This is a genomic window from Priestia sp. YIM B13491 (genome assembly GCF_042787605.1).
GTDB lineage: Bacteria > Bacillota > Bacilli > Bacillales > Bacillaceae_H > Priestia > Priestia megaterium_E.
Genome location: NZ_JBHZOR010000003.1, coordinates 549,963 through 576,923 on the forward strand (window position 1 = coordinate 549,963; position 26,961 = coordinate 576,923).

Annotated in this window: 35 protein-coding genes; 13 read left to right on the top strand and 22 right to left on the bottom strand. The window is 35.6% G+C overall.

The genetic code is table 11. From position 1 onward, the window contains the following. Positions 1-229: 229 nt before the first annotated feature. On the top strand, positions 230-1,456 hold the full coding sequence (locus ACFX4E_RS13935; protein ID WP_377259055.1) for a dicarboxylate/amino acid:cation symporter: 1,227 nt from the start codon (positions 230-232) through the stop codon (positions 1,454-1,456). Between the two features lie 54 nt (positions 1,457-1,510). Continuing rightward, positions 1,511-1,642 (top strand): FbpB family small basic protein, encoded by a 132-nt coding sequence (locus ACFX4E_RS13940; RefSeq protein ID WP_377238429.1) that lies wholly within the window; start codon positions 1,511-1,513, stop codon positions 1,640-1,642. Positions 1,643-1,776: 134 nt separating this feature from the next. Here the strand turns inward: ACFX4E_RS13940 and ACFX4E_RS13945 are convergent, their stop codons facing one another. The 6 genes from ACFX4E_RS13945 to ACFX4E_RS13970 all read right to left on the bottom strand — a co-directional run bounded on the left by ACFX4E_RS13945 (position 1,777) and on the right by ACFX4E_RS13970 (position 5,013). Then, complete coding sequence (locus ACFX4E_RS13945; protein ID WP_098247974.1) at positions 1,777-2,067, bottom strand: hypothetical protein; 291 nt, start codon at positions 2,065-2,067, stop codon at positions 1,777-1,779. Between the two features lie 37 nt (positions 2,068-2,104). After that, positions 2,105-2,386 carry a hypothetical protein gene (locus ACFX4E_RS13950; RefSeq protein WP_225049459.1) on the bottom strand — a complete coding sequence of 94 codons (282 nt, stop codon included), beginning with the start codon at positions 2,384-2,386 and terminating at the stop codon, positions 2,105-2,107. Positions 2,387-2,422: 36 nt separating this feature from the next. Further along, on the bottom strand, positions 2,423-3,199 hold the full coding sequence (locus ACFX4E_RS13955) for an SDR family NAD(P)-dependent oxidoreductase (RefSeq protein WP_377259058.1): 777 nt from the start codon (positions 3,197-3,199) through the stop codon (positions 2,423-2,425). Between the two features lie 453 nt (positions 3,200-3,652). Beyond that, positions 3,653-3,982 carry a CPBP family glutamic-type intramembrane protease gene (locus ACFX4E_RS13960; protein WP_377238430.1) on the bottom strand — a complete coding sequence of 110 codons (330 nt, stop codon included), beginning with the start codon at positions 3,980-3,982 and terminating at the stop codon, positions 3,653-3,655. Next, on the bottom strand, positions 3,934-4,395 hold the full coding sequence (locus ACFX4E_RS13965) for a hypothetical protein (protein WP_377238431.1): 462 nt from the start codon (positions 4,393-4,395) through the stop codon (positions 3,934-3,936). The genes ACFX4E_RS13960 and ACFX4E_RS13965 overlap by 49 nt, the downstream gene beginning before the upstream one ends. Positions 4,396-4,575: 180 nt before the next feature. Continuing rightward, positions 4,576-5,013: a helix-turn-helix domain-containing protein gene (locus ACFX4E_RS13970; protein WP_377238432.1), complete on the bottom strand. Its 438-nt coding sequence runs from the start codon at positions 5,011-5,013 to the stop codon at positions 4,576-4,578. Between the two features lie 268 nt (positions 5,014-5,281). Between ACFX4E_RS13970 and ACFX4E_RS13975 the strand changes: the two genes are divergently transcribed. Together ACFX4E_RS13975 and ACFX4E_RS13980 are read left to right on the top strand one after the other, a co-directional pair. Beyond that, complete coding sequence (locus ACFX4E_RS13975; RefSeq protein WP_377238433.1) at positions 5,282-5,788, top strand: CcdC protein domain-containing protein; 507 nt, start codon at positions 5,282-5,284, stop codon at positions 5,786-5,788. Positions 5,789-6,008: 220 nt separating this feature from the next. Beyond that, the gene (locus ACFX4E_RS13980) at positions 6,009-6,953 is read left to right on the top strand and encodes a phosphotriesterase family protein (protein WP_098432305.1); all 945 of its coding nucleotides are present in this window, start codon (positions 6,009-6,011) and stop codon (positions 6,951-6,953) included. An 88-nt stretch (positions 6,954-7,041) separates the two neighbouring features. On the opposite strand, the gene ACFX4E_RS13985 is transcribed toward ACFX4E_RS13980, so the two are convergent. The 3 genes from ACFX4E_RS13985 to ACFX4E_RS13995 form a co-directional block, all read right to left on the bottom strand. Beyond that, positions 7,042-8,304: a SulP family inorganic anion transporter gene (locus tag ACFX4E_RS13985; RefSeq protein WP_098580045.1), complete on the bottom strand. Its 1,263-nt coding sequence runs from the start codon at positions 8,302-8,304 to the stop codon at positions 7,042-7,044. A gap of 383 nt (positions 8,305-8,687) precedes the next feature. Then, positions 8,688-9,317, bottom strand: a complete 630-nt coding sequence (locus ACFX4E_RS13990) for a hypothetical protein (protein WP_377238434.1) — start codon at positions 9,315-9,317, stop codon at positions 8,688-8,690. Between the two features lie 44 nt (positions 9,318-9,361). Further along, the gene (locus tag ACFX4E_RS13995; RefSeq protein WP_377238435.1) at positions 9,362-10,267 is read right to left on the bottom strand and encodes a LysR family transcriptional regulator; all 906 of its coding nucleotides are present in this window, start codon (positions 10,265-10,267) and stop codon (positions 9,362-9,364) included. 127 nt (positions 10,268-10,394) lie between these two features. Here ACFX4E_RS13995 and ACFX4E_RS14000 point away from each other — a divergent pair, with 127 nt between their 5' ends. Continuing rightward, positions 10,395-11,441: a 2,3-butanediol dehydrogenase gene (locus ACFX4E_RS14000; RefSeq protein ID WP_028409435.1), complete on the top strand. Its 1,047-nt coding sequence runs from the start codon at positions 10,395-10,397 to the stop codon at positions 11,439-11,441. A gap of 332 nt (positions 11,442-11,773) precedes the next feature. On the opposite strand, the gene ACFX4E_RS14005 is transcribed toward ACFX4E_RS14000, so the two are convergent. The 7 genes from ACFX4E_RS14005 to ACFX4E_RS14035 form a co-directional block, all read right to left on the bottom strand. Further along, positions 11,774-11,983, bottom strand: coding sequence for a hypothetical protein (locus ACFX4E_RS14005; protein ID WP_377238436.1), 210 nt, complete (start codon positions 11,981-11,983; stop codon positions 11,774-11,776). A 243-nt stretch (positions 11,984-12,226) separates the two neighbouring features. Further along, positions 12,227-12,532, bottom strand: a complete 306-nt coding sequence (locus tag ACFX4E_RS14010) for a hypothetical protein (RefSeq protein ID WP_098432313.1) — start codon at positions 12,530-12,532, stop codon at positions 12,227-12,229. 240 nt (positions 12,533-12,772) lie between these two features. Then, positions 12,773-13,426, bottom strand: a complete 654-nt coding sequence (locus ACFX4E_RS14015; protein ID WP_279620384.1) for an ABC-2 transporter permease — start codon at positions 13,424-13,426, stop codon at positions 12,773-12,775. Beyond that, complete coding sequence (locus ACFX4E_RS14020) at positions 13,427-14,278, bottom strand: ABC transporter ATP-binding protein (RefSeq protein ID WP_098432316.1); 852 nt, start codon at positions 14,276-14,278, stop codon at positions 13,427-13,429. Between the two features lie 294 nt (positions 14,279-14,572). Next, complete coding sequence (locus tag ACFX4E_RS14025) at positions 14,573-14,812, bottom strand: hypothetical protein (RefSeq protein ID WP_336064084.1); 240 nt, start codon at positions 14,810-14,812, stop codon at positions 14,573-14,575. Positions 14,813-14,868: 56 nt separating this feature from the next. Beyond that, positions 14,869-15,633, bottom strand: a complete 765-nt coding sequence (gene yidC, locus ACFX4E_RS14030) for a membrane protein insertase YidC (protein ID WP_377259061.1) — start codon at positions 15,631-15,633, stop codon at positions 14,869-14,871. Between the two features lie 29 nt (positions 15,634-15,662). Continuing rightward, positions 15,663-15,944, bottom strand: coding sequence for a hypothetical protein (locus ACFX4E_RS14035; RefSeq protein ID WP_098332719.1), 282 nt, complete (start codon positions 15,942-15,944; stop codon positions 15,663-15,665). Between the two features lie 281 nt (positions 15,945-16,225). Between ACFX4E_RS14035 and ACFX4E_RS14040 the strand changes: the two genes are divergently transcribed. From ACFX4E_RS14040 to ACFX4E_RS14050, 3 genes are all read left to right on the top strand, one after another. Next, positions 16,226-16,507, top strand: a complete 282-nt coding sequence (locus ACFX4E_RS14040) for a DUF4190 domain-containing protein (RefSeq protein WP_098332718.1) — start codon at positions 16,226-16,228, stop codon at positions 16,505-16,507. A gap of 1,139 nt (positions 16,508-17,646) precedes the next feature. Further along, complete coding sequence (locus ACFX4E_RS14045) at positions 17,647-17,949, top strand: TM2 domain-containing protein (RefSeq protein ID WP_176526488.1); 303 nt, start codon at positions 17,647-17,649, stop codon at positions 17,947-17,949. A 756-nt stretch (positions 17,950-18,705) separates the two neighbouring features. Next, positions 18,706-18,906 carry a hypothetical protein gene (locus ACFX4E_RS14050; RefSeq protein WP_377238509.1) on the top strand — a complete coding sequence of 67 codons (201 nt, stop codon included), beginning with the start codon at positions 18,706-18,708 and terminating at the stop codon, positions 18,904-18,906. A gap of 62 nt (positions 18,907-18,968) precedes the next feature. Here ACFX4E_RS14050 and ACFX4E_RS14055 read toward each other — a convergent pair whose 3' ends face one another. Beyond that, positions 18,969-19,463, bottom strand: coding sequence for a hypothetical protein (locus ACFX4E_RS14055; protein ID WP_377238616.1), 495 nt, complete (start codon positions 19,461-19,463; stop codon positions 18,969-18,971). Between the two features lie 112 nt (positions 19,464-19,575). On the opposite strand from ACFX4E_RS14055, the gene ACFX4E_RS14060 reads away from it, so the two are divergent. Further along, on the top strand, positions 19,576-19,746 hold the full coding sequence (locus tag ACFX4E_RS14060; protein WP_253351550.1) for a hypothetical protein: 171 nt from the start codon (positions 19,576-19,578) through the stop codon (positions 19,744-19,746). 14 nt (positions 19,747-19,760) lie between these two features. After that, positions 19,761-20,534 carry a Cof-type HAD-IIB family hydrolase gene (locus ACFX4E_RS14065; RefSeq protein ID WP_377238510.1) on the top strand — a complete coding sequence of 258 codons (774 nt, stop codon included), beginning with the start codon at positions 19,761-19,763 and terminating at the stop codon, positions 20,532-20,534. Positions 20,535-20,560: 26 nt separating this feature from the next. Here ACFX4E_RS14065 and ACFX4E_RS14070 read toward each other — a convergent pair whose 3' ends face one another. The 3 genes from ACFX4E_RS14070 to ACFX4E_RS14080 form a co-directional block, all read right to left on the bottom strand. Further along, complete coding sequence (locus ACFX4E_RS14070) at positions 20,561-20,926, bottom strand: cupin domain-containing protein (protein ID WP_377238511.1); 366 nt, start codon at positions 20,924-20,926, stop codon at positions 20,561-20,563. 31 nt (positions 20,927-20,957) lie between these two features. Further along, on the bottom strand, positions 20,958-22,208 hold the full coding sequence (locus tag ACFX4E_RS14075; RefSeq protein WP_377238512.1) for an erythromycin esterase family protein: 1,251 nt from the start codon (positions 22,206-22,208) through the stop codon (positions 20,958-20,960). 110 nt (positions 22,209-22,318) lie between these two features. Next, positions 22,319-23,383 (bottom strand): beta-carotene 15,15'-monooxygenase, encoded by a 1,065-nt coding sequence (locus ACFX4E_RS14080; protein WP_377259064.1) that lies wholly within the window; start codon positions 23,381-23,383, stop codon positions 22,319-22,321. A 239-nt stretch (positions 23,384-23,622) separates the two neighbouring features. Between ACFX4E_RS14080 and ACFX4E_RS14085 the strand changes: the two genes are divergently transcribed. Further along, positions 23,623-23,925: a hypothetical protein gene (locus ACFX4E_RS14085; RefSeq protein WP_063672201.1), complete on the top strand. Its 303-nt coding sequence runs from the start codon at positions 23,623-23,625 to the stop codon at positions 23,923-23,925. Between the two features lie 286 nt (positions 23,926-24,211). Here ACFX4E_RS14085 and ACFX4E_RS14090 read toward each other — a convergent pair whose 3' ends face one another. Then, a complete protein-coding gene (locus ACFX4E_RS14090; protein ID WP_377238514.1) occupies positions 24,212-24,340 on the bottom strand; it encodes a hypothetical protein in 129 nt (42 codons plus the stop codon). 41 nt (positions 24,341-24,381) lie between these two features. Beyond that, entirely contained in the window at positions 24,382-24,708 is a 327-nt protein-coding gene (locus tag ACFX4E_RS14095) for an antibiotic biosynthesis monooxygenase family protein (RefSeq protein ID WP_377238515.1), read from the bottom strand. Between the two features lie 232 nt (positions 24,709-24,940). On the opposite strand from ACFX4E_RS14095, the gene ACFX4E_RS14100 reads away from it, so the two are divergent. Continuing rightward, the gene (locus ACFX4E_RS14100; protein WP_377238516.1) at positions 24,941-25,765 is read left to right on the top strand and encodes a hypothetical protein; all 825 of its coding nucleotides are present in this window, start codon (positions 24,941-24,943) and stop codon (positions 25,763-25,765) included. A gap of 286 nt (positions 25,766-26,051) precedes the next feature. Beyond that, positions 26,052-26,918 carry an alpha/beta fold hydrolase gene (locus ACFX4E_RS14105; RefSeq protein ID WP_377238517.1) on the top strand — a complete coding sequence of 289 codons (867 nt, stop codon included), beginning with the start codon at positions 26,052-26,054 and terminating at the stop codon, positions 26,916-26,918. The last annotated feature ends 43 nt before the right edge of the window (positions 26,919-26,961 follow it).

Genomic DNA, 26,961 nt, shown 5'->3' on the forward strand with positions numbered 1-26,961 from the left:
TTTTTAGAATTAATCCCAGTAATTTTAGATAAAAACGTAAAAAATAAACGTAATTCACACTTTACTTATAGGAATAATTGTTTTAGTATGTAAAAAGATATTTGAAGGAGGTAGTTAAGGTGAATGCACTTTCGGTAGTGAGTAAACGCAATAAAAGTATTTGTACTTGTCTAATTCTTAAAAGTTACTAAAACATAAACAATACTATACTACAAGGAGAATTAGACAGATGGCTGCAAAAAAGAAATTTAAACTTAATTTAGGATTACAAGTGATTATTGGATTAATTCTTGGATTGATCGTTGGTTACTTCAGTAAAGAAGTTGGTTTGAAGTTAGAGATACTAGGAAAAGCGTTTATCCAGCTTATTCAAATGGTCATTGTCCCTCTTGTTTTCCCACTGATTGTATTAGGAATAACGGGGATGCATGATACAAAAAAGCTGGGACGAGTAGCATTTAAAACTCTTCTCTATTTTGAGATTGTGACTACAGTATTGATTATACTAGGAATACTCATTGCTAAAGTAACAAATGTAGGTGAACATATGCATGTAGGTGCAGTGGATACTTCTTCGTTAGGAAACCTGGCAAAAGGCATCGACTTTGGAGAGTTTTTCTTAAGTATTATTCCAAGTAATATCGTAGAAGCAATGGCACAAGGAAAGCTGTTGCCGATTATTTTCTTCGGCATTTTTGTAGGATTAGCTCTTACATCACTTGAGGAGAAAGCCAAACCGGTTATTACATTCTTTGAAGCATGGTTACAAGCGATGTTCAAAGTAGTCGAATACGCGGTATCATTTGCTCCAGTTGGCGTATTTGGATTTATTTCTTTTAGCGTGGCTAAATACGGGATTGGCAGCTTGCTTTCTTTAGGTCAATTTGTAGGTATTACGTATTTATCTTTTGCTATTACGGCATTTGTGGTGTTTCCGATTATCGCACTTATTTTCCGTATCCCTTATAAAGAACTGTTAAAAAGAACGGCAGATTTAATTTTATTAACGTTTACAACGCGCAGTTCAGAGGCTTCTATGCCGCTGCTCATTCATCGATTAGAAAAGTTCGGAGTGTCACGTTCTGTCACTTCGTTTGTATTACCAACCGGCTACTCTTTTAATCTAGATGGAGCTAGCATCTATATCAGTGTAGCAATTATTTTTCTTGCCAATGTATATAACCTACCTCTTAGTCTTGAACAAATTGTTGTGATCATTGGTTTATTAATGCTTATGACGAAAGGATTAGCAGGCGTCCCTTCAGCTGTCATCGTTGTGCTGTTGGCTGCTGCTAAAGAAATTGGCTTACCTGCAGAAGGCGTCGCTTTGTTATTAGCAGTTGATTTCTTTGTAGACATGGGTCGTTCAGCATTAAATGTCGTAGGAAACTCTTTAGCTACCGTCGTTATCGCAAAATCTGAGAAATCGTTTCATTTTAATGCCGAGGATAAATAACAGTACGTTTACCTTCATGATTCAAAAACACGATAGTCAGAAAGAAGTGTTAGTTTGTTTAAACAAAGAAAATCATTCGAAGAGCTGGTAAAAGAAAATAAGCAAGCATTATTAAAAGATAAAAAAAAAATCGAGAAAATCGAAAAACGAATCGAAAAACGCCATGAAGTGATAAAGCTAACTTAGTAGGGTTAGCTTTATCACTATTTTAATTCAATTAACTCAAAATGGCATTTTTATTAATAGATTACAGATTTCACTTTATTTATTTTGAAGGAATATTACCATCAGTTGAACTTTTGATAGCTCTCCCCCTATTCCTAAACAGATTTATTCACACTCTCTTTTTTAAAGATTCCGATTAACAGCGTAACAAGTCCTATTAAAAAGAAAAACGGAAACAATAACATCATTGATGCAACTCCTGCAAACCCTTCTTCCTGGCTAACCGCAAACAAAATTGAAACGGCCCATGAAAAGAATGGAGCTATAATCAATATGGTTGTTGTTCCCCACACTATATATTTTCTTTTTGCTGATTTTCCTTGGCTTAGTCCGCTTGCAAACATCAGACCTAATACTAAAACAAGTAATGCAACTCCAATTGCCATTCCACCACCGCCTTTAGCAGCTATTTTATTTCTGACTTTAGAGAGTTTTCTTTTTTGCCTCTTGGGCGGAAATGAATACACTTGTAATAACGAGTAAGATCAAACCTTCTCCGATAATCATCAAACCTTTTATTTGAATGTCTAGAGCATCAAATCCGCTTACGTTGGCAAAAGCGTAAAAAAGTAAAAATAAACCGAATAATACAGTAACTAAGGAACTAAAAAGAGCAGCTATTCTTTTGTTACATACGATACTTACAAAAAGTAGTATCACAAACATTATACTAATGGCCATACAATTAGTTAGAATAAAAGACATACACACCCCCTTAAATACCTTTTTATTTCATTAATCTTACTCAAACCTAAACCCAATTCCACCATCTACAATAATATTTTGACCCGTAACAAAAGATGCGTCATCCGAAAGAAGCCACTTTACTGCTTTTGCCGCTTCAAGGGGATCACCAATTCTGCCTAGCGCGTTTAGCTTTTGATAGGTTTCATTAAGCTTTGCTTTTTCCTCTGAAGATAGATTTGAAAATCTTTCTTCTAACATAGGCGTACGAAATGCACCTGGGCAAAAAGAGTTAATTCTTATATGTTGATGGCCATATTCTTGAGCAACTGATTTCGTTAAAGCGATCACACCGCTTTTCCCAGCCGCATATACGCCAGTCCCCGCTGAACATAAAATCGCATCCATTGATGATGTATTTACAATTACACCGCTGTTTTGTTTGGTCATTACCTGCAGCTGATACTTCATACAAAGCCATACACTTTTTAACGTAACGTTGATCAAATGGTCAAAGTCTTCTTCTTTGAATTCATGCGTAGCACTAGAGGAAGCCTCAGTGTTAGCCGCATTGTTAAAGCCCACGTCAATTTTTCCAAATGTAGAGTATGTTTGGCTAACAAGGTTTTTAACATCTTGACTATTCGTTACATCGGTTTTGATAAAAAGAGATCGAGGAGACCACTTTCTTAATCTAGAAAGAGCTTCTTCTCCTTTTTCACTATTTCTAGAAGCGATCACAACATGCATGCCCTCTTTTGCGAGTAATTCCGCTGTTGCTAAACCAATCCCCGACGTTCCACCCGTAATAATACCTACCTTTTCTTCAAACATATCTTTCTCCCCTTTTGCGTTTAATAAGATCTCAACCAATTAAATTTAGCGGCATTATTAGTCATAAGAGTTATTCAGCTTTGGAGAGATTAATACCTGCTTCGGAACTCTAAAAAGAGAGTGAGACATAACTAAAGCAATTCAATCTACAGGCGAGCAAATTGGAGAAAAGAGCTAGTATAGGTCACTTGCTACACCGCTGTTGATTTCCGCGGGCGGCCGGTGAGCCTCCTCGTCACTTACGTTCCTGCGGGGTCTCACCTATTCCACTTTTCCCGCAGGAGTCTTCGCCCTGCCCTCCAATCAACCGCTAGAAGCACCCACCCACATAAACGAAACCTACGTTCATCACAACAACAAAAAATCCGAACGAGTTTGATTCTCCATCAAGAATCTCCATTCATCGTTCAGATTTTTCTTTAACTAAAATACTGTTGTTGCAGTCTCTTTTGATTAGCTACTAATCTGATGTTGAGAAACAAGTAAAGTAGATTTTCGATTCCATAAATAAAAGGCATATCCGCTTAAAAATAGAAGCAGCGCGTAATTAACAAGGAAAGAATCGTTAGCGTCGACAGGGCTTGTAAACTGGAGAAAATTATTTAAACCGTGAAATACAATCGTAACGCCAATTGATTGACCGTGAACAATCAGCAAAGCCAGTACCATCCCAATAACAAATGCAAATAAAATTTGAAAAATTGTATTTGCTACCGATTGACCGCTTAGCATATTCAAACTGTGCGTAAAAGCAAATAGGAACGATGATAGAAGAACGGCCATTTTATAGCTTTTTGATATAACAACAGATTAAGGATAAATCCTCTAAATACCATCTCTTCTACAAATGCTATGACTAGAGTTTGGGTAAGCAAAACAAGAGTAAGATCAACAATGGAACTTCCGTGTACACCTTTGTTGCCAATGAGTATAATAAGCAAATACAAAAGAAGCGGAGAAAGAAACAGGATTCTCGTTCTAAACGACATGTTTTGTTGAAAGGAGAAAAAATGCGGCCACTTTTTTGTTTTTGTTAGATAAAATGCTATTCCAATCGCCAAAGGGACGATTCCTAAAAACTGAAGATAATGTGCAGTAGGATGCGTCATGCTCACGTATGCACCGTTTACCACAAACCAAAAGATAACTAAGATTTCTAGGCCAATAACTTTCCACAAAAGCTTTGACTTGATCATCACTACGCCACCTTTCTGCTTTAGGTTTCATTGATAACCTATACTATTCGTTTTAAGGATTTTATATGTTTTCACTCTTTTATCATTTGAGCTCAAAGACTATGTGAGACAGCGCTTTTTCCTTTTAAAATAAGAAGGTAGTTCCTTTATTTCATCGGATGGCTTACGCAGCTTGCTCTTTTATCCTTGTTCGTAAAAATCCTTTTTGATATCTTTCAAAAGTTTTAAAATCTCTTTATAAAAACAAATAATTAACATTCCAGCGATGTTGGTCACCATCGTGATTGTAAGATTGCCGATAATCAAGCTAAGAAAAGTACCAAGAAACATAATACCAATTCCGATATAAAAACCTGGGTGAAGCAGTTCATCGTCGTCTTCTTTTTCTTCTTCGCTAATGTTTATTTTGTTTTGTAACGCAGCATCACTTTTAATAAATTCATCAATGGTTGTTCCATAGATGTCCCCTAACTTTAAAAGATGCTCAAATTCAGGATAGCTCTGATTATTTTCCCACTTATGTATGTTTTGTACAGATACACCCACTTGCTTAGCAACCTCTTCTTGAGACATTTTTTGTTCTTCTCTTAATTTTTCTAGCTGATTTCCTAACCTCAACTCATTCACCTCTATAACTATGGCAGCGTGTAAACGGAACCTGCTTGCACTATGTTTTCTCGTTTTCTACAATTCTAACATATTGTGGTAAAAAAGAAAGAAACAGTTAATGTGGCGTATACCAAAACCTACAAGGGCAGTGATAAAAAATAGTGAGAATTCTCATGTGTAAAAAATGAAAGAATGCACTTTTATCTTCATCCTTTTATTGTTTATACTAAATAGTGGATTGTACGAACGTAGAAATAAAAAAGGAGGCAAAATAACGATGGAAATGCTGCTTATTTATATATTTGTTATCGCTCTTATTGGACTCATTATTTGGAGAAAGATGAAAAAGAAAAATAAGCCCATTAAAAAGAATGGACTTGGTATATTAGCACCTATTTTTTTCATATTGATTGCATTTTCACTTAGTCTAAGTCAGCTGATGCACATACCGGGCCAGCCCTTTCACTTACCACCCTACTGGGAAATGCTGATTGCTGGTGTATTAGGTGTTATATTCGGGCTCATTATGCTTAGGCAAACGGACTATGAAGTAAGAGAAGACGGCTTCATTTACTCAAAGCCAAATAAAAATTTTAAATATGTGATTATTGCTATTATCTTCATAAGAATGGCTTTGAGCCAGTACTTTAAAGGGTTAGATTCGATAGACTTCGCGGTCTTAACGATGACGCTAGCCTTTATATATATTGTTATTTGGAGAGTTGGCAGCTATCTAAAATTTCGTAAATTAAACGGTGATCATTACAGCGTAAACGCTGGGTAATGATCAATATGAATGGTCCTTCTTTCTGCTTGGAAAGAAGGATTTTTTGTCATAGGGAGTAAAAGTACCGCCTGTTGTATAAGACAATACATATGTTGTATAATGCAATATGTGTTTTTTATAACGGTAGTCTATATATAAAAATAAAACAGATTAAATTAAAAATGTACCTGGTCATCCACTGTTTGATTTACAGGTAGATTATGAAAGGAATCATACTATGACATTTATCAATTCTGTAACAGGCCCAGTCAACGCGTCAGAACTAGGGCTAACGTTAATCCATGAGCATATGCGCGTTCGTTCTGAATCTGTTCACGCACAGTTTCCTCATTTATATGATGAAAAACAAGAAATCGCAAAAGCAGTAGAACAAGTAAATCGCGCAAAGAAGCTCGGAGTCAAAACAATCTGTGATCCTACGGTGATGGAACAAGGGCGCGATATTCGTTTTATTGAAAAAATTGCCCGTGAAACGGACACTCAAATCATCGCAGCTACAGGAATTTATACGTATAACTACATCCCTACCCATTTTCAAACTCGTAGCATTGACTATATGGCAGATCTGTTTGTTCGAGATATCGAAGTCGGCATTCAAAACACGTCGATTAAAGCAGGCTTTCTAAAATGCGCTACAGATGCACCTGGCGTAACGGCCGATGTAGAAAAAGTAATGCGTGCCGTCGCAAGAGCTCATAAAAAAACGGGCGTGCCGATTATGACCCATTCACATCCGGCAAGCGGCACAGGCTTAAAGCAGCTTGATATCTTACTTGAAGAAGGTGCTAATCCAAATCAAATTCTGATTGGACATACGGGAGATACGGATAACCTTGAATATATTTCAAACATTTTAAATCAAGGGGCTTTTATTGGAATGGACCGCTACGGTTTAACAAGAGAATGTTCAACTGAAAATAGAAATAACACGGTCATTGAGTTAGCCAAACAAGGATACTCAAACCGCATGTTTCTATCACAAGACTACTGCTGTACAATGGACTGGTTTCCAGAAGGCGTAATTGAAGAACGTTTTCCAAAATGGTCAATGAGCTTTGTGTTAGAAGAAGTCGTGCCGGAATTAAAAAGAAAAGGCGTAACCGAACAGCAGATTCAGCACATGCTTTTTGATAACGCCCGCTGTTGGTTTGAAGGAAAGTAATTGAGATAGTCTTTTTCATTACTACTAAAACCCCCACTGTCTAAGCCTACAGCGGGGGTTTTTACGCGTATTATTTTATATGCTTACATTAACCAGTTTTTCTTAATAGCTTTTGTTTTTCTTGACTCTTTTTCACCATAAAGTGTACACCACACAGGCATAATCCAACGGCTATTCCTACTGTCAAATTTGTAAATACCGTTAACAAAAAAGTCGTGAGTAAAACCAGCGAATGAAATGATCTTTCTTTTATCACTTTTGCAAACTGTTCTTTTTTACTTATATTCCACGCTACGACCATCAAAACTGGAGCGAGACTGGCAAGCGCAACGTATGAAGCGTACGGCGCAAGCACCAAGAGCACAATCAACACAAAGATAGCGTGCGTGATTCCTGCGATTGGAGAGGAAGCGCCGTTTTTAATATTGGTAACCGTTCTTGCAATTTCTCCTGCTGCGGGAATACCTGAAAACATTGGCGTTACCATGTTTACGATTCCCTGTCCAATCAGTTCTTTTTTGCTGCTGTGCTTTGATTTTGTCATTTCATCTGCAACACGAGCTGTCAGTAAAGACTGTAACCCTACAAGTATAGCAATGACAAATGCAGAAGGTAAAAGAGTGACCACCCTCTCCACTGTTATATCTGGAAACGCTGGCGCCGGAAAATGACGAGGTATCTCTCCGTAAATGGAACCAATGGTTTCAAACTGATTGGAAAAGAAAAAAGATGCCAAGCCCGTTGATACAATAATTCCGAGTAAATAAGACATTCCCAGCGACTTAGGCGAAAAGTAAAGAACAATTAAAATCGTAGCTAAGCACAATCCTGCTGTAGCGATACTATAGATGTTGATGAAGTGTAAATTACCAAAGATCTCTTTTATATTCAAATGAAAAAACTGAAATTTGTCAATCGCGTGCAGCCCAAGGAAGTTTGGTATCTGCCCGCTAAAGATAATCAGCGCGATTCCCGACTGAAATCCTATAATAATAGAGGACGGAAAATACTTGATTAAAGCTCCTACTTTACATAGCGCAAAGATAATGAGGAGAATTCCAGACATAAAGCCGGCAATTAATAAGTTTTCATAGCCATATTGCAACACAATCCCTAATAAAACAGGAACAAATGCACCGGTAGGTCCCGCGATTTGAAACCTACATCCACCTAAAATAGCAATTAGCAAGCCCGCTACAATCGTTGTATAAAGTCCTGTAACAGGTGATATTCCAGAAGCTATCGCAAATCCTAACCCTAAAGGTATAGCTATAATGCCAACAACAATACCCGATAGTATATCTTTCTTCAAATGCTGCAAGGAGTAATTTCGAAAAACCTCTAGATTCATAAGTGTACATCAGCCTCCATTTTAAGTAGTGAGGTTACCCATTCGTATTTTCGTCATACAACCTTATTGAGCTTTCAACCATTCAAAATAAGGTGGGCTACTCGATTACTTTTATTTTAAAGGAGACAACTTACAAAAAAATAAAGGAGAAATTAGAAGTTTCTTAGACAGTTATTAAAATTTTCTTAAAAATTCTCACTTTTTATTCTTTTAGTTATTTTTCAACTAAACTGCGCTTCTTAGTAATGAATAAAGCAAGAAATCTAAACAGGTGAAATCTACGTTCATCCTAACAAAAAAAACGAACCACCCATCAAACATGTTGATCAAGGGTCCGTTTTTCACTTGAGCTAACATACGTTTGTCCCAGGCTCGTTTTTTTACTAATAAGATATATAATACCAATTCCTTTGTAACTTTTTTATTTCTTCAAACTTCAGACCAAAATCGCCCGATGAAGGTTTACGGTTGTTTGGGTCATACACAAAGCCTGAGAAATGACCTAAGATCCCAAGGTTTGTAAAGAAAAGTACGGAGGTTGCCTTTCCTTTGGTTTCTACTGCGACATCATCTCGACCTCTAGATACGCTCACATACTCTTTCGGCAGATCAATTAGTGATGAGAGGTCGGGTTCATTGGGTAAAAAATGGAACGATGGATAGTTGGCTTCATCGGGTTTCAGAACACCTTTTTGTATTTTAGCTGCCACTTCTTCTCTCTTCTGCTGATGGAGTTTAAAGTTTATGTCTAAATTAAGCTGCTCAAACGGAATGAAGAACCACAGCACAACGGTTATCACTTGAATGACTAAAGGCAGCCACTTTCTACTGATAAACAGATAAATTCCTGTCCACAGCGTTAGCAGTAAAAAGAAAGGAATGACAAAGAATAACCATATATACGGACTTACGTATTTCCCTATCCGATCATCTAAATCCCATTGAAACAGTGACAATAAAAAAACAAGTAAACTACTACATAAAGATAAAATTAAGGTTAAATGACGTTTCACACATTTCCCTCTCTCTGAAATAATTCTTTTTTAACCTTCATTCTTTATAATTCGTTATTTACTATAGTTCTATGAATCCGCTTTAAGAATTCTCTTATTATTCTAGAAAGACCATTATTAGCGTTATAAAAGTAGCCAAAAGAATAAGTTTTGTAATGCGGAGGAGCAAAGTTAACGACTACATATTGATCACTTCTAGATAAGCCGGCATCTGTTTTAAATGCGTAGTCAAATCCTATATTTATTGCCGTATTATTTTCCAATGTATTACGAATTGTATCTACATTATTGGTAGTAAACAAGATATCAAATGGTAATGAACTAAAACCTTTCATAAATTCCTGAATATATTTATCATTATATAAAACAATGGGCTGGTTGAGCAACATCTCTTCAGTAATGAGTGTTTGTTTGGCTAATGGCGAATTCTTATTTACTGCAGCTACCATATGGCCATCTAATAACTTTTTAAATACCAAGTTCCGATACTTTGTTTCTTCTTTTTCTGTATAAGTAATAAAACCTACATCTACCTCCCCCTCTAGAACTTTATCTATAATATACTCGGTGCTATTTTCATAGACAGAAGCCTTTATGTTCGGATATTCTCTTTTAATTTCTGTTATTAAGTGAACGAGAATCTCCATTGGTCCTGGGTAGGTTGCAATCTTTATTTCACCATTCATTGTATTTGTATACGCTTCTGCTTCATCCATAAATTCTTGAATTTTCAATAAAGCAGAATTGGCCTTTTCAATTAACCTATGACCTTCTTCAGTTGGAATAGATCCTCTTCTAGAACGATGAAAAATCATTATATTTAGTTCTTTCTCTAAATTTTTTATAGATTGGCTTAGTGCAGGTAACGTAATATGCAGATTATTAGCTGCTTCTTTTAGTGAACCCGTTTTATCTATTTCCACCATATGTTTTAACTGTTCAATATTCATAATGCCCTCTTTTTCTTTTAGTTAAGTATTACTTAACAATCGTTAATATTAACTAAATTTACCATAAGCATATCTGATTGTATACTTATAGGTATAGTAAAAGAAATGACACAAGGAGATGTAGTATATGAAGGCGCTAAGATGGCATAATCAAAAAGATATTCGTCTTGAAGAAATAAATGAACCGGTTGTACAGGCTGGTCAGGTAAAAATGAAAGTTAAATGGTGTGGAATTTGCGGTAGTGATTTGCATGAATACTTAGGCGGTCCCATCTTTATTCCAGTTGATAGACCGCACCCTCTCACTAATGAGGTTGCTCCAGTGACGCTTGGACATGAATTCTCAGGTGAAGTAGTAGAGATTGGAGAAGGTGTAACTCGTTATAAAGTGGGTGATCGTGTGGTAGTTGAGCCAATCTTTGCTACACATGGACACCAAGGTGCTTATAACCTAGATGAACAAATGGGATTCTTAGGTTTAGCCGGAGGCGGTGGAGGTCTTAGTGAATATGTTGCTGTAGACGAAGAACTTTTATTCAAACTTCCAGATGATTTATCTTATGAACAAGGTGCTCTAGTAGAACCAGCGGCAGTAGCTCTTTATGCAGTACGTTCAAGTAAAGTGAAAGCAGGAGACAAAGTTGCTGTATTTGGATGTGGCCCCATTGGACTTCTTGTCATTGAAGCGTTGAAAGCAGCAGGTGCAACCGATATTTATGCAGTTGAATTATCTCCAGAAAGACAAGCGAAAGCAGAAGAATTAGGAGCAATCATCATCAATCCTGCTGAAGTTGAAGATACGGTAGCTGAAATTGGTAGATTAACTGACGGTGGCGTAGATGTATCTTTTGAAGTAACAGGCGTACCTATTGTATTACGTCAAGCAATCCAATCTACAGGAATTGGTGGAGAAACTATCATCGTTAGCATATGGGAAAAAGGAGCAGAAATTCTACCAAATGATATTGTAATTAAAGAACGAACTGTTAAAGGAATCATTGGCTATCGTAACGTGTTCCCAGCGGTATTATCTCTTATGCAAAAAGGATACTTCTCAGCCGAAAAGTTAGTAACGAAAAAGATAGCTCTAGACGATGTAATTGAAGAAGGATTCGAAAGCCTGATTAAGGAAAAAAACCAAGTTAAAATTTTGGTTGAATCAGAACAGCGATAATAAGGATTTCTCTAGGCCACTGATAGTAATTAGTGGCTTTTCAGCTCTTTAATAGGATTCAGCCGAGATGTGTGCAGAGTTCCATCAACATAATTTGACAGTGTAGAAGAATTAACGAGTGAACTCCAGGACTACCCCCGTTAATTTAATTACATTCGAATCCATGGGATGCTTAGTTACATGAATTTCATAGATTACAGACTTTAACACCTAAAAAAGTTGTTTCATCTAATACTAACATATCAATAGGTTAGTTCATGAGGACTAGACAAATATAAAATACGCCACCTTTTCCAACAAAATAAAGAACTAGGGGCCATTCCGTAAATAACTTAGCTATGAAACTTTTTATTTTCTTTGTTCTTTTGATATTCTACAAAAAATGAGACTGGGACTGCACCAATGCCTATACCAATTGAAATAAACAGCGCCTGGTTCAGCTGAAAACTCGTATTTTCTGCTGCTTTACTATAAATCATAAAACATACGAAGCTTAAAAATCCTATGGCAAAAGGAATGAGCGCATGCTTGTACCATTTCATTGTATTAATCTCTCCTCTTTTATAACAGGATAAAGTTAGAAAAACCCCCAGCTTCCAAGGTTATGATCATTTCCAAATTATCACATCTCCTTTTCCTTCCTTTTCCTTCTTTTCTTCTTGTTAAACAAGTTTAGCCAAATAGTCAGCAGCGCCTCTCGAGAACATATGAATCCACTTGAAATCATATAAAAATAAAAAAAAGCAGGATTTCTCCTGCTTTTTTGCATATGTAATTCCTCTTCACTATGTCAACTCAGCGCTTTTAGCGAGCATAAAAGCAGAGATACTAAACAACACAATAAATAAAGAAGCGGCATGTAACAGTAAAAAAAGAAATTTTTGACCGCCTTTAATGAAGAGCGAATAAATCATTCCTAGGATTGTTACTAAGATTAAAAGTGCTGCTGCTATTTTAATTACTATAGCAAAGACATTCCCCGCAAATACAATTGATGGAATAAAAGATGCTACAATAATGATATACAAAATCAGTGTAGCAATAAAAGCGTTTTTTGATACGTTTGAAGCCTGTTTAAACGAATTCCCCATATAATCTCCTTTCTCATTTTAAAACTGCATCTTTTACTATAATACATGTGTATAGAGGACACAATTAACTTTTGTAAAAGTGCTTATCCCTCAAGCTTGATCACCAATCATATCGGCTATATTTTTGAGATTTTGTTTGCTTAGTTTATCAAATGTTGTGGCTGTTTTTTTGTTTGAATTATTTGTTGATAAATAGCCTTAAAGAACGCTTTGTAGTCTTTACTTCAAAACCAAGTCATACTAAAATTCTCTCTTCTGGTAGATAGACAGCGCAATAAAGTAAGAAGCAATATACATTACCATCCCAAAAAGAGTATATAAGATAGGAACATGCAAAGAAGAAGCAATCGGTAAGCTTGATGCCGCTAATATCTCGACGAAATAGCCAACAGCTCCCTGTAAAGCAATCGCAACGAAAAGGCCTCCCATGCCTCCTCCAAGTACTATTCCGTCAGATTTCTCTGCTCCGAATACGTAAAGAAGCGGATAAGCAAGTGCACCGGCGAAAAGTACGATGAATGTACCAAACGAAACGATATTTATTATATCCTCTACTGCACTCTGGGAAATAAGCGAATACATTGAAAAAACACCATAGGATAGGATGGTTCCGCTGACGACAATTAAAAAATAGAAAACATAGTGGCTTTGCACCACATTTTTTCGACTAATCGGAAGAGTAAGCACGTATTTGTCATAGCCGGTCTTACTTTCTAATTTGATCACTTCAAGCGCTGGCATTGCCATTAATAAAATAATTAACATCGCTATAATACGGTAAAATGAAGGATCCGCAAAATAAAAGATGACCGCAGAAATAACTATGGCGAGCGCTGTGTAAGTCAAAAAGCTTCGGTGAATGAGGTAGTAGTTCGTTAACAATAGACCTCTCATTTACGTTTCACTCCTTGTTAAAAGCACGCTTAGTTCTTCCATCGACATCGGTTCAGTTATAGTTTCATCTGGCAGCTGATGCTTATCTGATACGAGTACACGGACAGACGTATCATACGTTCTTTTTGCCACTACTACATCTTCAGGAAGTAAGTTCAGCTGTTCTTCATTCATAACGGCAATTGCATACTCTTGAAAAACTTTCTCTTTTTCTTCATTTAATAAAACCTCACCGTTTTTAATCACAACAAGGTGGCTCGCTATTTTTTCGACGTCGCTCATAATGTGAGACGAAAGCAAAATTCCGCTGCTGCCATCGCTGACAAATGCTTTTAATTCATCTAGTATTTGCTCTCTAGACGAAGGATCCAGTCCTCCTGTCGCTTCATCTAACAGCAATAATTTAGCACGGTGAGACAGCGCTACAGCTAGAGATAATTTCATCGACATGCCGCGCGAAAACATATGTATTTTTTTATCTTCTGGCAACGAAAACGAACGAATCAACCGGTGAAAACCAGCTTCTTCCCAAGAATTAAATAGTTTCTTAAAAACGTTGTTTAACTGTTTTATGGTCAAAGAAACCGGCAGATTAATCGCATCAAACACGACTCCAATATCTTCTTTAATCGTCGCATCTGTATTCAAATTGTCTTCACCAAATATTTCGACAGTACCGCTATCTCTCGAAATTAATCCTAGTACTGCTTTAAACGTCGTAGATTTACCCGCTCCGTTATCACCAATAAATCCCACAATCGATCCAGGAGGAACATGAAAGGAAACATCTTTTAAAACCTCATTTTGGCCAAACGATTTTGCCATGTTTCTAACTTCTAAAAGATTTGTCATTTGCTCACTTCACTTTCTCTATTAGTAGAGTTAGGTGTAGTCATAGAAAGTAACTAATTTAGTCATTTTGACAGCACACAGAATCACCTTTTATTTACAAAAATGACTATTTAATACCAATTATAGCTAGTAAACTATAAAAAGTCGATGATAACATAAAGGTTTGCTGCCTCTTCATTTGTTTTTGATGACCGTAATATGTATGACAACATCTGCCTGTACTATTCTTGCCTGACCTATTTAGCGAAATCACAAATAAAAAAAGGATCTGCTATAAAAGATCCTTTTTCTTCACTATAATTGATGACCCTGCTTTTTTTCTTTTTCACTTAATATGTAGTCCGTTATAAAACCAAGAATAAGTCCGACGGCTACCGGTATTAAACCGCCTTTTGCTTCCATTTGAAAATTTTCCGGTTCATTTACATAAATCCACTGAACTGACAGTAACGAAATATGAAATGTATTGCCGATAAAAAATAAAAGTGCTATGGTGCCAATTGTTACGCCGAATGAAAGAATATATTTCTTCATAATGCTCCCTCCTTTCACTAAAAGGCTGCTCCTAACAGAGCAACCTTTTAATCTCTTTATTTTGCCTCAAGCGCTACTTTTTCTTGAACAACCTTCTTTAATACAACAGACTGAAAAATCATAAACAAACTGCCCGTCATCCAGTATAAAACAAGACCAGATGGTGAAAAGATTCCAAATGAAAGCACCATGAGAGGCGAAAGAATTCGAGATAACACTGCTTGCGATTGATTCACTCCTTCTACATCACTTTGCATAACTTTTGACTGTAAGTACGTAGCAACTGCCGCCGCGATTGGAAGAATAAAATACGGATCTGCATGTCCTAAGTCAAGCCATAAAAAAGATGATGCGCTAATTTCATCTATTCGTCTAATCGCATAGTACACGATTGAAAAGACGGGAAGCTGAACAAGTAAAGGAAGGCATCCCATAAGAGGGTTGGCTCCATTTTCTTTAAGAAGTTCCATCATTTCACGCTGATATTGCTGCTGACTCTCAGGATCTTTATCTTTGTACTTCTCTTTTAGCTCTTGAAGCTGAGGCTGGATACGTTTGTTGCTCAGCTGATTTTTATATTGAAGAATGTTTAAAGGCGCCAGCAGCATACGTACGCCAACCGTCACAAGCATAATTGAAAAACCAATACTTTGATGAAGCCACGTATTTCCTATAAACAAAATGAGTAGCGAAAAAGGATAAATAAAATAGTGATCAAAAAAGTGAGTGTGCGAACTTTGAATCACGTTTGATGAATCACAGCCGGCAAGTAGAAAAATGGAAACGACAATAAAGAAAATCTTCTTTTTATGTTTTAACATCTAAATTCCTCCAGTATTTTTTTAATCGGTTAAAAAAATACTGGCGAATGCGGACCTTCATCATCTTGTTCACCTATTGCTTCTTGTCTGTGAACAGAATATATAAACTTAAATTTGTAATACAAGCAGCTTATGAGATCCTGAGCCCGTAAAAGATTCACATTTTGTATGAGATACATGTCCTTTTGCTGCAGACAAACATGCTTATGTATTGTTTGAAATGTAGCTAGTTTAATAGCAGCATGTACAAAGAATGCTGTCATAATCGCAAACGATAAATACAGAAAAGCATCCGGTATAAATAATTCCATTTATTCACATCCTTATGGATTATTATATCACATTTTCCTTAATTTAGGTTAAATGTTTTGTGAAGCAGGTTTAATCTAAGGTAGCCCACAAAACCGATTTCTTTATAGAAATCAAAAAATAAGTTTCTTTTTGTAGCTGTCATTGTACGTTTGATGAAATGACGTATAGACAATATACCGGGACACATATAATTCTAAAAATTTCTACTTTTATTAGTAAAAAGGATATTATTCCTTTTTATGGTATAATCAAAAAATATCATTCATAGGGAGTGAATCTGTTGGAAACTAATACAAAATCTCAAGTAAACACCAACTCTATTGTTTCTCTAACTCTAGGTATCGTATCCATCTTTATTCCAATCATCGGGTTTATTACAGGTATTATTGGCATTATCTTCTACAAAAAAGCATCAAATCAAATAGCTGCTTCCAATCAAGGCGGTAAAGGACTCGCGATTGCCGGGCTGATCTGCAGTATAGTAGGCGTAATTTCTCAGCTGTTCTTTGTATTGGGGATTATTACGTTTGTATTTGGGGGAACGACTGTTGACTATGAATAAAACAGGTAAATTAAAAATTGTAAGAAAATCTTGGTTTAGATAAGGTTATTGGAATTTCTATATAAAAGAATAAAAGCTTGATTTTCCACTATCCGAAGATCAAGCTCTTAAAATTTAAACATTAACTATGACTCATTGTTACTAGACCTATAGCTTTTCATGTAAATTGCAAAGGAGAATAAAAAATTAAACCTATCGTTGAATCCAAAATAAAAGAAATAGTAATTGTTTTACTTACTTTATTACTAGTAATCTCTGTGTTGCTTAACTGTTCTAGCTATTTTAATAGTACAGAGATACAAACTTTGACCTCAAGATGTTATGATAACGGCGGAGAAGCCATGGTAGAGATACATAATCCAATTACCAATGACTATTCTTTTGAATGTAAATAACTGAGTTAAAAAACAGCTGTGCACTTAACAAGCTTACTTAAAAGAGGGCTAACGATTTAGCCCTCTTTTATACGTTAAAATATAGCTGTATGAAGTCAATGACAAAGGAGTTATTTATGAAACATGTCATATTAGGTATCTGCGTCTTTGTATATGCAGTACTATTAGAATATCTAAAATATAACTATGGTCTTAACCTTATAGGAAAGGTGCTAATACTGTCCGTTTTAACTGGAGTTACGTATAAAACTATTGAAAAGAGATACGGGAACAGAGCAGCTACACCGAAGGACGAAAGGTAATTTTGAGCGAGCTTACTAGTCTGAATATTTATTCCTGTAGCCTGCTCAATAGAGAAGTATTTATAAAAAGAGAAACGTTTAAGTCCGTACATGTATTAGTAACTTTATATGTACTTGTAGACTACTTCTCCAACCAACTTTTAAGGGTGTTACTAAAAGCAGTTCATTCATTTGTCTATAGCATCTATCAGAAAAGACTTGGATAATTAACTTAGTTTATATAACTTAACTTTCAGCTGTGTCCCCCATTAACTTTTGTTCCTTTATACAACGAAGTACACGGAAACTATTTAATAGTAAGAAAGCGTTTGTATAGGAACAAATTGTTACATTAGAAGAGCATAATACACCATATGGAAATTGAGTGAGTCTTTAGTTACCTATATGTGGTATATTATTACTCGTTGAAAAAACATATAAAAATATTCGGGGGAAGTAAAATTTGAATAACTTATTAGCAAAGAAAGACTTAACAGCCGAGCAACTAGCAATGGTTCAATCAGAAATGAATAAAAAAAGTAAATCAAAAGGAATTGCTTATGCTTTATGGTTCTTTCTAGGTGGCCTGGGCGGACACCGTTACTATTCAGGAAACATTGGAATGGCAATTGCAATGACTTTAACGCTTGGTGGATTCGGAATCTGGGCCTTCATTGATGTGTTTATGATTGGCGGAGCAATTGAAAAGAAAAACGAAGAGATTGAATTTGAAGCTATTCAATTAGTGAAAACGTTAAATAACTAATTAGAGGCGCACTAGCTCTCTTTTTTTAATAGATCAATATATTTAAATTGAGTTTATGTAAATATAATAATAGAGTAAACATCACAAAGAACAAACGGCAGCTGCTGTTTGTTCTTTTTATATGCTATTAAGAAAATTTATCATTAAAAATCCTCTGCAACAGCTACTCCATTTGCGTACGAGTAAGTAAACTGCAAGAGTTCTTGTCCATATCGATTCATAATTTCATCGTTGTACTTCTTATGTACGTGCTACGAGAAAAGGTAGCCGGTAAAGATAATAAACCCCGTAACGAGGATTAATACACCGCTAATTACCACTGTTAGAATACTTCTCAGAGCCGATGTCCAATTGTTTATTCCAAAAAAGCCTGCGATGCTGACGAAAAATAGAATAATTGCTAAACATAAATTTATATTTAATAATGATGAATGATAAAATGCGATGAAAAAGAAAGCAACGCATAGTAATGCACAGATAAATGACCAAAAGTTGATAATTCGTGCCACTTTAACTAATCTCCCTTATCTATAAAATAAACATAATCCAATACTTTCATAGCTGTCTTTTAAAAAAAGCTATACTATACGCTATGGATTCTACCATAATAAGGTAGTTAATACTAAACCGTGAACTACCTTCTATAAAAACTCCCCCTAGATTTCATAGAAGTTTTACCATTTTGTAATTAATTGGATAATAAGGTATATTGTTATAAATAGGAAATTACTTTATAAACTGAAAGCGAGGATACATATGGGCCTACTAATGATTGCTGCTATTATCACGTTATCCGTCATTTTGGATTACTTCATTTTTGACTATGATGATAAACACTGGGGCTGGCTAAAAAAAGCTTCTAAACCAGTTAGAAGAAGTATTATCGGCTGCTACTTGCTTATGTCATTTGTTATTTATTTTGGTTTGAGTCTTCCGTATATTAAGCTTTTTTTATAAATATTAGTCTGCCTAAACTGGTTAGCCTATAACTCTTACCCAAAAGTTACAGGCTAACCAACTCACTTCACCACCACTAAAAATTGTTTATCTTCAAATGTAAACATTTCCCCTAACTCATAGATGTACTTCTTTTTGTCTAATTCATAATGCTTTCCAAAATAAAGCGTTTTTAAGTTAATACTCGTATCTAGACTTGAATCTTTTTCTTCCGCTTCATCACCATCCAAGCAAGAATATAATTCGATGTGACAACCCTCTATCAGGTGTTCTTCAATATATGTAAAAAGCTCTCTTATGGATTTAGGGTGCACATCACAAGATAATTCGTAGATATATGGCAAGGCGAATACATGCTTTATATCGCTGTACCCGTCAGTTAAGTAATTGATACTAATACCGTATGCATCTTCTTCTTCATAGATTGTAATCAGCTTTTCTTTCTTTGGATTTCGATTAAAAGGAGAAACTTCGGATAAAGGCACCAACTTTTCTTTTATGCCAAAGCTTCCCGTCGGTAATTCATAAGGAGAACCTATATAGTGATGTACAGTCATATTTGTCACTTCGCTTTCTCTTTGCTTATAAAATACTATTATTCTATCGCTCTTATTAAGATTACGTACAAATACAAGGAAAATATGTATAATAAAACCAGGAGGTGACAACATGAAGAAACTACTGCCTTTTCTATTTTTAGCCGCTCTTTATTTGTATGACTCTTCATACAATCATATTGCTTTTTTACATAAACCGGTTGTTTCTGCGTTTTTATATGTAGCTGCTCTTTTAATTTGTGCGCTACTGCTTGTAAATGTAAAAAAAGATCGAGCTGTTTAAGCAAGGAGATTACTATGAGCTATAAAATTGTATTTTTTGACGTGGACGGAACTCTTACTCATCACGAAAACGGGACTATTTCTACCAAAACTCGAGAGATTGTAAAAAGCTTAAAGCACAAAGGAATAAAAGTTGTTGCCGCAACAGGCAGACCTTTGTCTCTCTGTGAAGAAATTAAAGAATTAGGCATAGATACGCTTATTACCGCAAACGGATCGTTTACTGTACATAATGAAGAAGTCATTCATAAGCTGTCTATGGACAAGCACGTCGCGTGCGAAGTATTTGAATACGCAGCCTCGCAAAATCACGGTCTTTCATTTTACACAAAAGAGCTCAGCATGAACGGGATCAAAGATGATAATATTTTAAAAGCCCTAAAGGAAACGTTATCGCTCAGTGATTATCCTCAAATTAATGAGCGTATTTATGACGAAGATATTTATTTAATGTGTTTGTATGGTGATGACAAAACCGCCGAGCAGTATACGCAGCGATTTCCTCATTTACTATTTAAAAGATGGCATCCTTTTATCGTAAGTGTTCTTCAAGAAGAAATTACAAAATCGGTAGCTATCCTGAAGGTCTTAGACTATTTTAACATCCATCAATCCGAGGCTATCGCATTCGGAGACGAAGAAAATGACATCGATATGATAGAGTTAGCCGGCCTTGGAATTGCGATGGGCAACGGATCTGACAAGTTAAAAAACGCCGCTGATTTTGTCACGAAGAAATCGGGTGAAGACGGGATTGAGTTTGCCCTTAAAAAATTTAAAGTCCTATAGAAAAGTCACGCGCCTAGATAACTTATCTAAGCGTGCTTTTTCCTTTCCATAAATGTTTCAGGATTTAGCTCCTCCGATTGAATGACAATGACCGCCATACCGGTTTCACTTCCCGATGTATGCCATTCTCCTTTTTCCCACAGTACTGCTTCTCCACGTTTAATGGGTATTCGTTTTTGATTCTCTCCTGTTACCCACCCTTCACCTTCAACTACGATAAATAGCTGAGGTATAGGCGCTTCGTGATATCCTACTGTTCCTTCTCCTTCTATATGCATATAACCGATCGTAGCTGCTTCCTTTGTTCGTGCCATTTTTACGTAAGTGGCTAAATGCGACTGATATTTTTCTACTTTTTCGCCATGTTCTTTACTGAATTTATAGGTTTTCAATGTGCATAACCTCTTTATTCATTACGTTTTCTTATTTATTTTTGTTGCGTTTAAGATACTCAGGGGGAGAAACAGATTCAACAAGTAAAGCACCGTCTAGCTGGTCACGCGGTACAAATAAAGTTGGCATGGTACCACTTTCTAAAAAGATCGTTTTAGTGAATATCCACTTGTTTACTGAGGTTTTTTCAAGCTGTGAAAAATCTATAAATAAAGCCGGTGACTGCACTTGATGCATATAGTCTTCTAGACTTTTTTTAGGCGGCTTCTCTATTTTATATGGCTGTCCCGTGTCCGTATGTATTTCACCTTCATACATAAATAACCCTAAGTAATAAGACTGTTCTTTTATTTCATTAGAAACGATTGCTCCTAATGGTTCAAATCCTGTAAATGTTTTGTATTGTTTAAAAATATGAAGGTTATGTGCCCAAATAATTATTTTCTCGTCAGGGTACAGCTCCTGGCAAACCCACTCTAGATTTTCCTTCATTCGTTTTTCTCTTACTTTTCTATATGTTCGGTAGTTGTTATGAAAATGGTTTATAAAATACAAGCGATTTTGCAGGCAGCGAAGGATTATTTTAAACTGACGTACAAGCTCTTGATTTTCAAGATCGAAAATGTATTCTTTATGTATAGCTTCTAAGTCTGCTATCACTGCACTTGCTTTTTCTTTAAACGTTGCAAACTCACGTAGCATTTCTGCTTGGACTTTTTTTCTTCTCGCTTTATATTGCCCTAGTTGGTAGTACCATTTATACGCGCCTGCTTCAATGTATTCTATCTTTTCTATCACGCCTTCAGACACTACAGAACTCAGCTGCTGAACAAATTTCACGAAAAGTTCAGGATTCGAAGAAGGGTTACTATCTATTCCTATTAAACTTAAATCTGATTTTTTCATTAGCTGAAACAAAGACAGATTTTCTTTTGTTGCCCATAAAGAATAAATCGCGTTTTTTAAAAAGTCTTCATCTGTAAACTCCTTCTTTAACTCATTAGCGCTATGGCATTCCGCTAATCCACTTTCAAATGCTAGTACGGTAAAATTCATTTCTTTATGTAGAAATTCTATTATTTTTGACTTCATCATATTATGTTCTCTTATGTTATGACCGTTTTCCCCTAACCACACAATTCTCTTATCTTTTATTATATGACGGAGAAATTCAAACTCTTCAGGCATACATTCAGCTGGTTCTCTTAACTGGATTGAGTTTTTAGATAGCCATTCTATAGAGTTTGAATACTTCTCTTTTCTTCTAAAAAAAATCCCCATACCCTATCCCCCTTTGCTACATTACCTATTACTTCCATCTTACTAAAATACAGCTAACACTTCACTATTTATTTACACCAACTAATCATTAGCAAAAAGACCTTATCTATCTATAAGGTCCTAGCTTTCTCCAAACGTTCTTTGACTATTTTTTTTAACGCATTAGGATCATCTACCCGAATGGCGACCTGCTGGTATTTCTTTTTGATTCCCATAAAAAGCGTTGCTTCAATTGGAGACTTTAGTATTAGTAAAAGATCAGGATGAACAGCTTCAAAATCGCGGGCGATAAATTCAATCGTGGTGTTAGGTACTTTTTGCTCGAGAATATGAGCGTCTTCTACTATCTGAGCAATGTCTCTAAATGGTATCTCCATACGCTTAGCTAAACCAAATGAAATGTATAGATGCTCATCATCGACTCGTAAAGGGTTAAGCCTTAATGCTTGAATATCTCCTATGAAGAAAACAATGCTATAAATATTAAGGATCAGTAAAACGACTAAAAGAATGATAGACGTATTGTGCAGCAGCCAGTGAAGCCCTAATGTTTCAATGACAATCGCATGAATAATCATAATTTGAAACGTAATAAAACTAGAGCGTTTATACAGAGTAAACGTATTCCCTTCAGTACTCGGCTTCTTCTTCCACGTTCCAAACGCATAGTAAAACATCAGCATTTCCGAACAAAGGATGTGTATAAACGTTTGTTTGGGGAACTTTTCGTTTACAGCCCGTGAAAAAGAAAATAAAAGCGGTAAAGAGCTTGATCTGATCCTTCTTAAAATAGGCGGTACGTTTTTAACTAGCATAAACAGCAGTGAAAGTTCAAACAAAATAAGTAGTCCTTCTATGCCAACTCCCAGCCACATAACCGACTGAAAAGAAGTGAAGTATTCACTCGGAATGATAAAACGTGCAGCCACAAGGCCTGTAGCCATTAATACAATAAAGTACTTTAGACTGAACTTACGCTGCCAAGCTAGAAATAAGATCGGAGCCACAAGGCTTAAGTCTAAAATAGAACCTACTACTACTCCGTTGAAATCACCAGGCAACGACTGAAGTCCAAAAGAAGAATGGTACAAAACGTAATTGGAGCTTATTACTAACAGCAGTAAGAACAGAGCGACAAAAGAAACTGTTTTTTTATGAAGAACCAAACAACCCACCTCACTTTTAGTTGGTGAAACGCGAAAATCCCTGTTACTTCCATTTTAGCAGTGAAGTTGATTTAAGTCACTTTGTAACGTGACTTTGTTTTATAAAACCATTTTAAAGATATCTACTTTTTTATAGCGATTCTTCCATACAAATAATTTACAATGTAAAAAGAGTTTGACATTTTTGGAACTGATGCTACAATAATAAATGTAAAATACTTTTTACATTTATTATAAGGAGGAGTAAAATGGATTGGGTTAAAATTGTGTATTCATTCATACTGTTAGTTTGCGGAATTTTGATTTTTGTTTCATCATCTTCGCGAAAAGGTGACGAAAGAAAGAAGTTTATCAACACGAAGGCTCAATCATATTCATTTATGATCGTTATTGGTGTACTAATTTTAGATGTTGTAGAGTCCATTTATCGGACTTTTCAAGGGAAAAGTTCTTATGATGGCAATGGCATTTCGCCGTTAATGTTTTTAACGACAATTTCAGTTGTATATTTTATAACATTTCTTATGTACAGAAAAAAATACGGTGATTAACTGAACTATTTTATTATAAAATTGCAAAGTTAAGCTAATTTTTCCCGGTGAAACGATAAATATAATTTCCCTTTATAATCAGCTTTTGACACACCCACTGAATGACATACGACAGTAAATGAGCTTGTTATAAGTACTTTTATTAAAAAGGAATAACTAGACCTCCTACTGAGGTTTTTTTTATGCACTTCTAAACATGTGATTTGATATTAAACTTAAAATAAAACATCTCCCATAACTAAAATCAGGAGATGATATCATAAACGGTGAGTTCATTAGCGTTTTCTTACTTTCTATTCTGTTTTTCAAGTAATTCAATCACTCGATCATTTTGTTTAACAATCGTTCTTAGCTTTGCTTCTAATGAACACAAAGTGATAAAAACGGCTATAAATCCTATAATAGCTAAAAACATAACAGCTTCTCCCCTTTTTAAAACAATTAAGCATATACGCCTTACATCTCAAAAAAGCTATGTCTTTCCACTTTACAAATCCTAAGCGAAAACTTTTGATACCATTCTGTTTTCCCTTTGTACTGTGCTGCACGATGAGCTGAGTTTTCTTTCCACATTTTGATTGATTCTAAAGAATCCCAGTATGAAATGGTAATGCCTAAATCTTTGTCCCTAGCACTTTCTATTCCTAAAAAGCCTTTTTGATTAGATGCAAGCTCTACCATTTTGTCTGCCATGATTCCATAACCCCTCTCACCTTCCGTTCTTTCAGAAGCAAAAATAACGGCATAATAAGGCGGTTCGGGGGTTTTAGCAATTCCAGACATATTGATTTCCTCCTTTAGACGTCATGTTAATAGTAAAAAAGTATAAGTGCATAATTAATTTTTCTATTACCTTTATCTTCTTTTAGCACTATTTTCACAAATTCCATTATAATACTTTTTTTAGTTTAACTACACGGAATGTAACATTTAATAGTATATAAAGATAAATATTCCATTTATATGATATAGTTTTTATATGCAAGTAATAAATAAATAGAAATGGAGTTTCAACATGAGGCACATAAGCAAGATAACAACAGGAACCATTACAATCGCTTTAGCGCTGGGGTTAATAGGGTGCAGTCACGCACGTTCAAACAATGAAAGCATAGATGAAAACGAAGCAAAAAAAGAGCTGGCCATAGAGCTGAAATTCCTGCAAAACGAGTGTGAACGCTTAATCAATAAAGACGGAAAGATAGAAGATAAAACGTTTCAAAGCTATAAAAACGATTTTAATCTTCTGTCTGCGTCTATCAATAGTACGTCAAAAGTAGAAACACAAAGTGATAGTGAGCTAAAAGAAAGCATAGCGCAATTAAAAAGAGATGTAGATGCATTAACAGAAAAAGAATATGTAAAATCCTATAAAAGATTTAATTCAAGCAAGACTATCTATGAAGTTACGCTCATGAACAATGTTCATGACGTTATAGATGCAACAAAAATTTCAGAAAAAAGCAATAACGTGTCAGATTCATTTGATGATAAACACTTCCATTCTTCTGAAGCACAAATAAAAAAAGATATGGGGCCTGCGATTGATCATATTAACACCCTATCTAAATATAAAATAGAGCTCATGCAAGATGAAATCCAAAAACATCGCGATAGTTTCACCAAGCTGCAGCTCGAACAATTAAAAAAAGCCACTCATAATTTTGATTTGTCTTTAGACAACCAAATTAAATCTATTCAATCTTATAAACCTATAGGTGAAGATTATAGTGTAAGTAGAGAATTCAGCTATAAAGCATCTGAAAAGTATACCAATGCCTGTGTGTACATTACCGACTTTGAATCTAATTTAGGAATCGCCAAGGCTGGTGATTTTTAAAAAAGCTCTCTAAAAGTACTTTTAGAGAGCTTTTTTTCTGTATTCATTACAAGCTCAAGTTTTTACTCCTTACGTTTTGTACATATTCGCTTTTTCTAAGTCAAGCGAAGTATCACATATAACCTGGGGATATCGGTGTTATTTTTCATAAAAATAACCAAAATAAGGATTTTAAAAGAGCTTTATAGCTCATTTATCGCGTAAAGAAACCTTATTATTTGATACATCAACTAATAAAGAGTAAAGTTTTTCTATAATAAAGATTAAAGGCGAAAGGATGAGTAACATGTTTAAAGACGGTTATGTAAAAGTGAATAATGTAAACCTCCATTACGTGACAAAAGGTGAAGGCGAGCTTATGCTGTTTTTACACGGCTTCCCTTACTTTTGGTATACGTGGCACCATCAGTTAGAAGAGTTTTCGAAAGATTATCGCGTGGTAGCTGTAGATATGCGAGGCTATAACTTATCAGATAAGCCAGAAGAAATTTCTTCTTACAGCATGCCCCTTTTAATGGAAGATGTAAAGCAGTTGATTGAAGAGTTTGGTGAAAAAGAATGTGTGTTAGTGGCACATGATTGGGGCGGCGCTGTTGCATGGGCATTTGCTTATACATATCCGCAGTATGTCAAAAAGTTAGTGATGTTTGATGCACCGCACCCTTACACATTTATAAGAGAGCTTGCTGAAAATCCTGCCCAACGAGAAGCAAGCAGCTATATGAGCTTTTTCCAACAGCCAAATTCTCAAGATGAGCTGCTCGCCAATAATAGTGAAAAGCTAAGAAACATGCTGACGGAGCCAGGCATTAAAAAAGGCTATTTAACTAAAGAAGAAGAAGCGAAATATGTAGAGGCCTGGAACCAGCCAAATGCAATGAAATCCATGCTTAACTACTACCGGGCGTCTTCTCTTTATCCATTTGAAGAACGCGTTCATAAACCTGTAGCACTGCCGCATAAAGTATTTCAGTCTCCGACTTTAATTGTATGGGGAAATGCGGACGAAGCGTTTGAAAACAGTAATTTAGATGGTATTGAAGAGTACGTTCCAAACGTAACGATTCACCGCTTAGACGGTGTGGGACATGCGCCTCAGCATGAGCAGCCCCAAAAGGTGAATGAATTTATGAGAGACTTCTTACGCAAATAAAATCGAAAAAGACTGCAAAGCACAGGATACAGCCGCTTTGCAG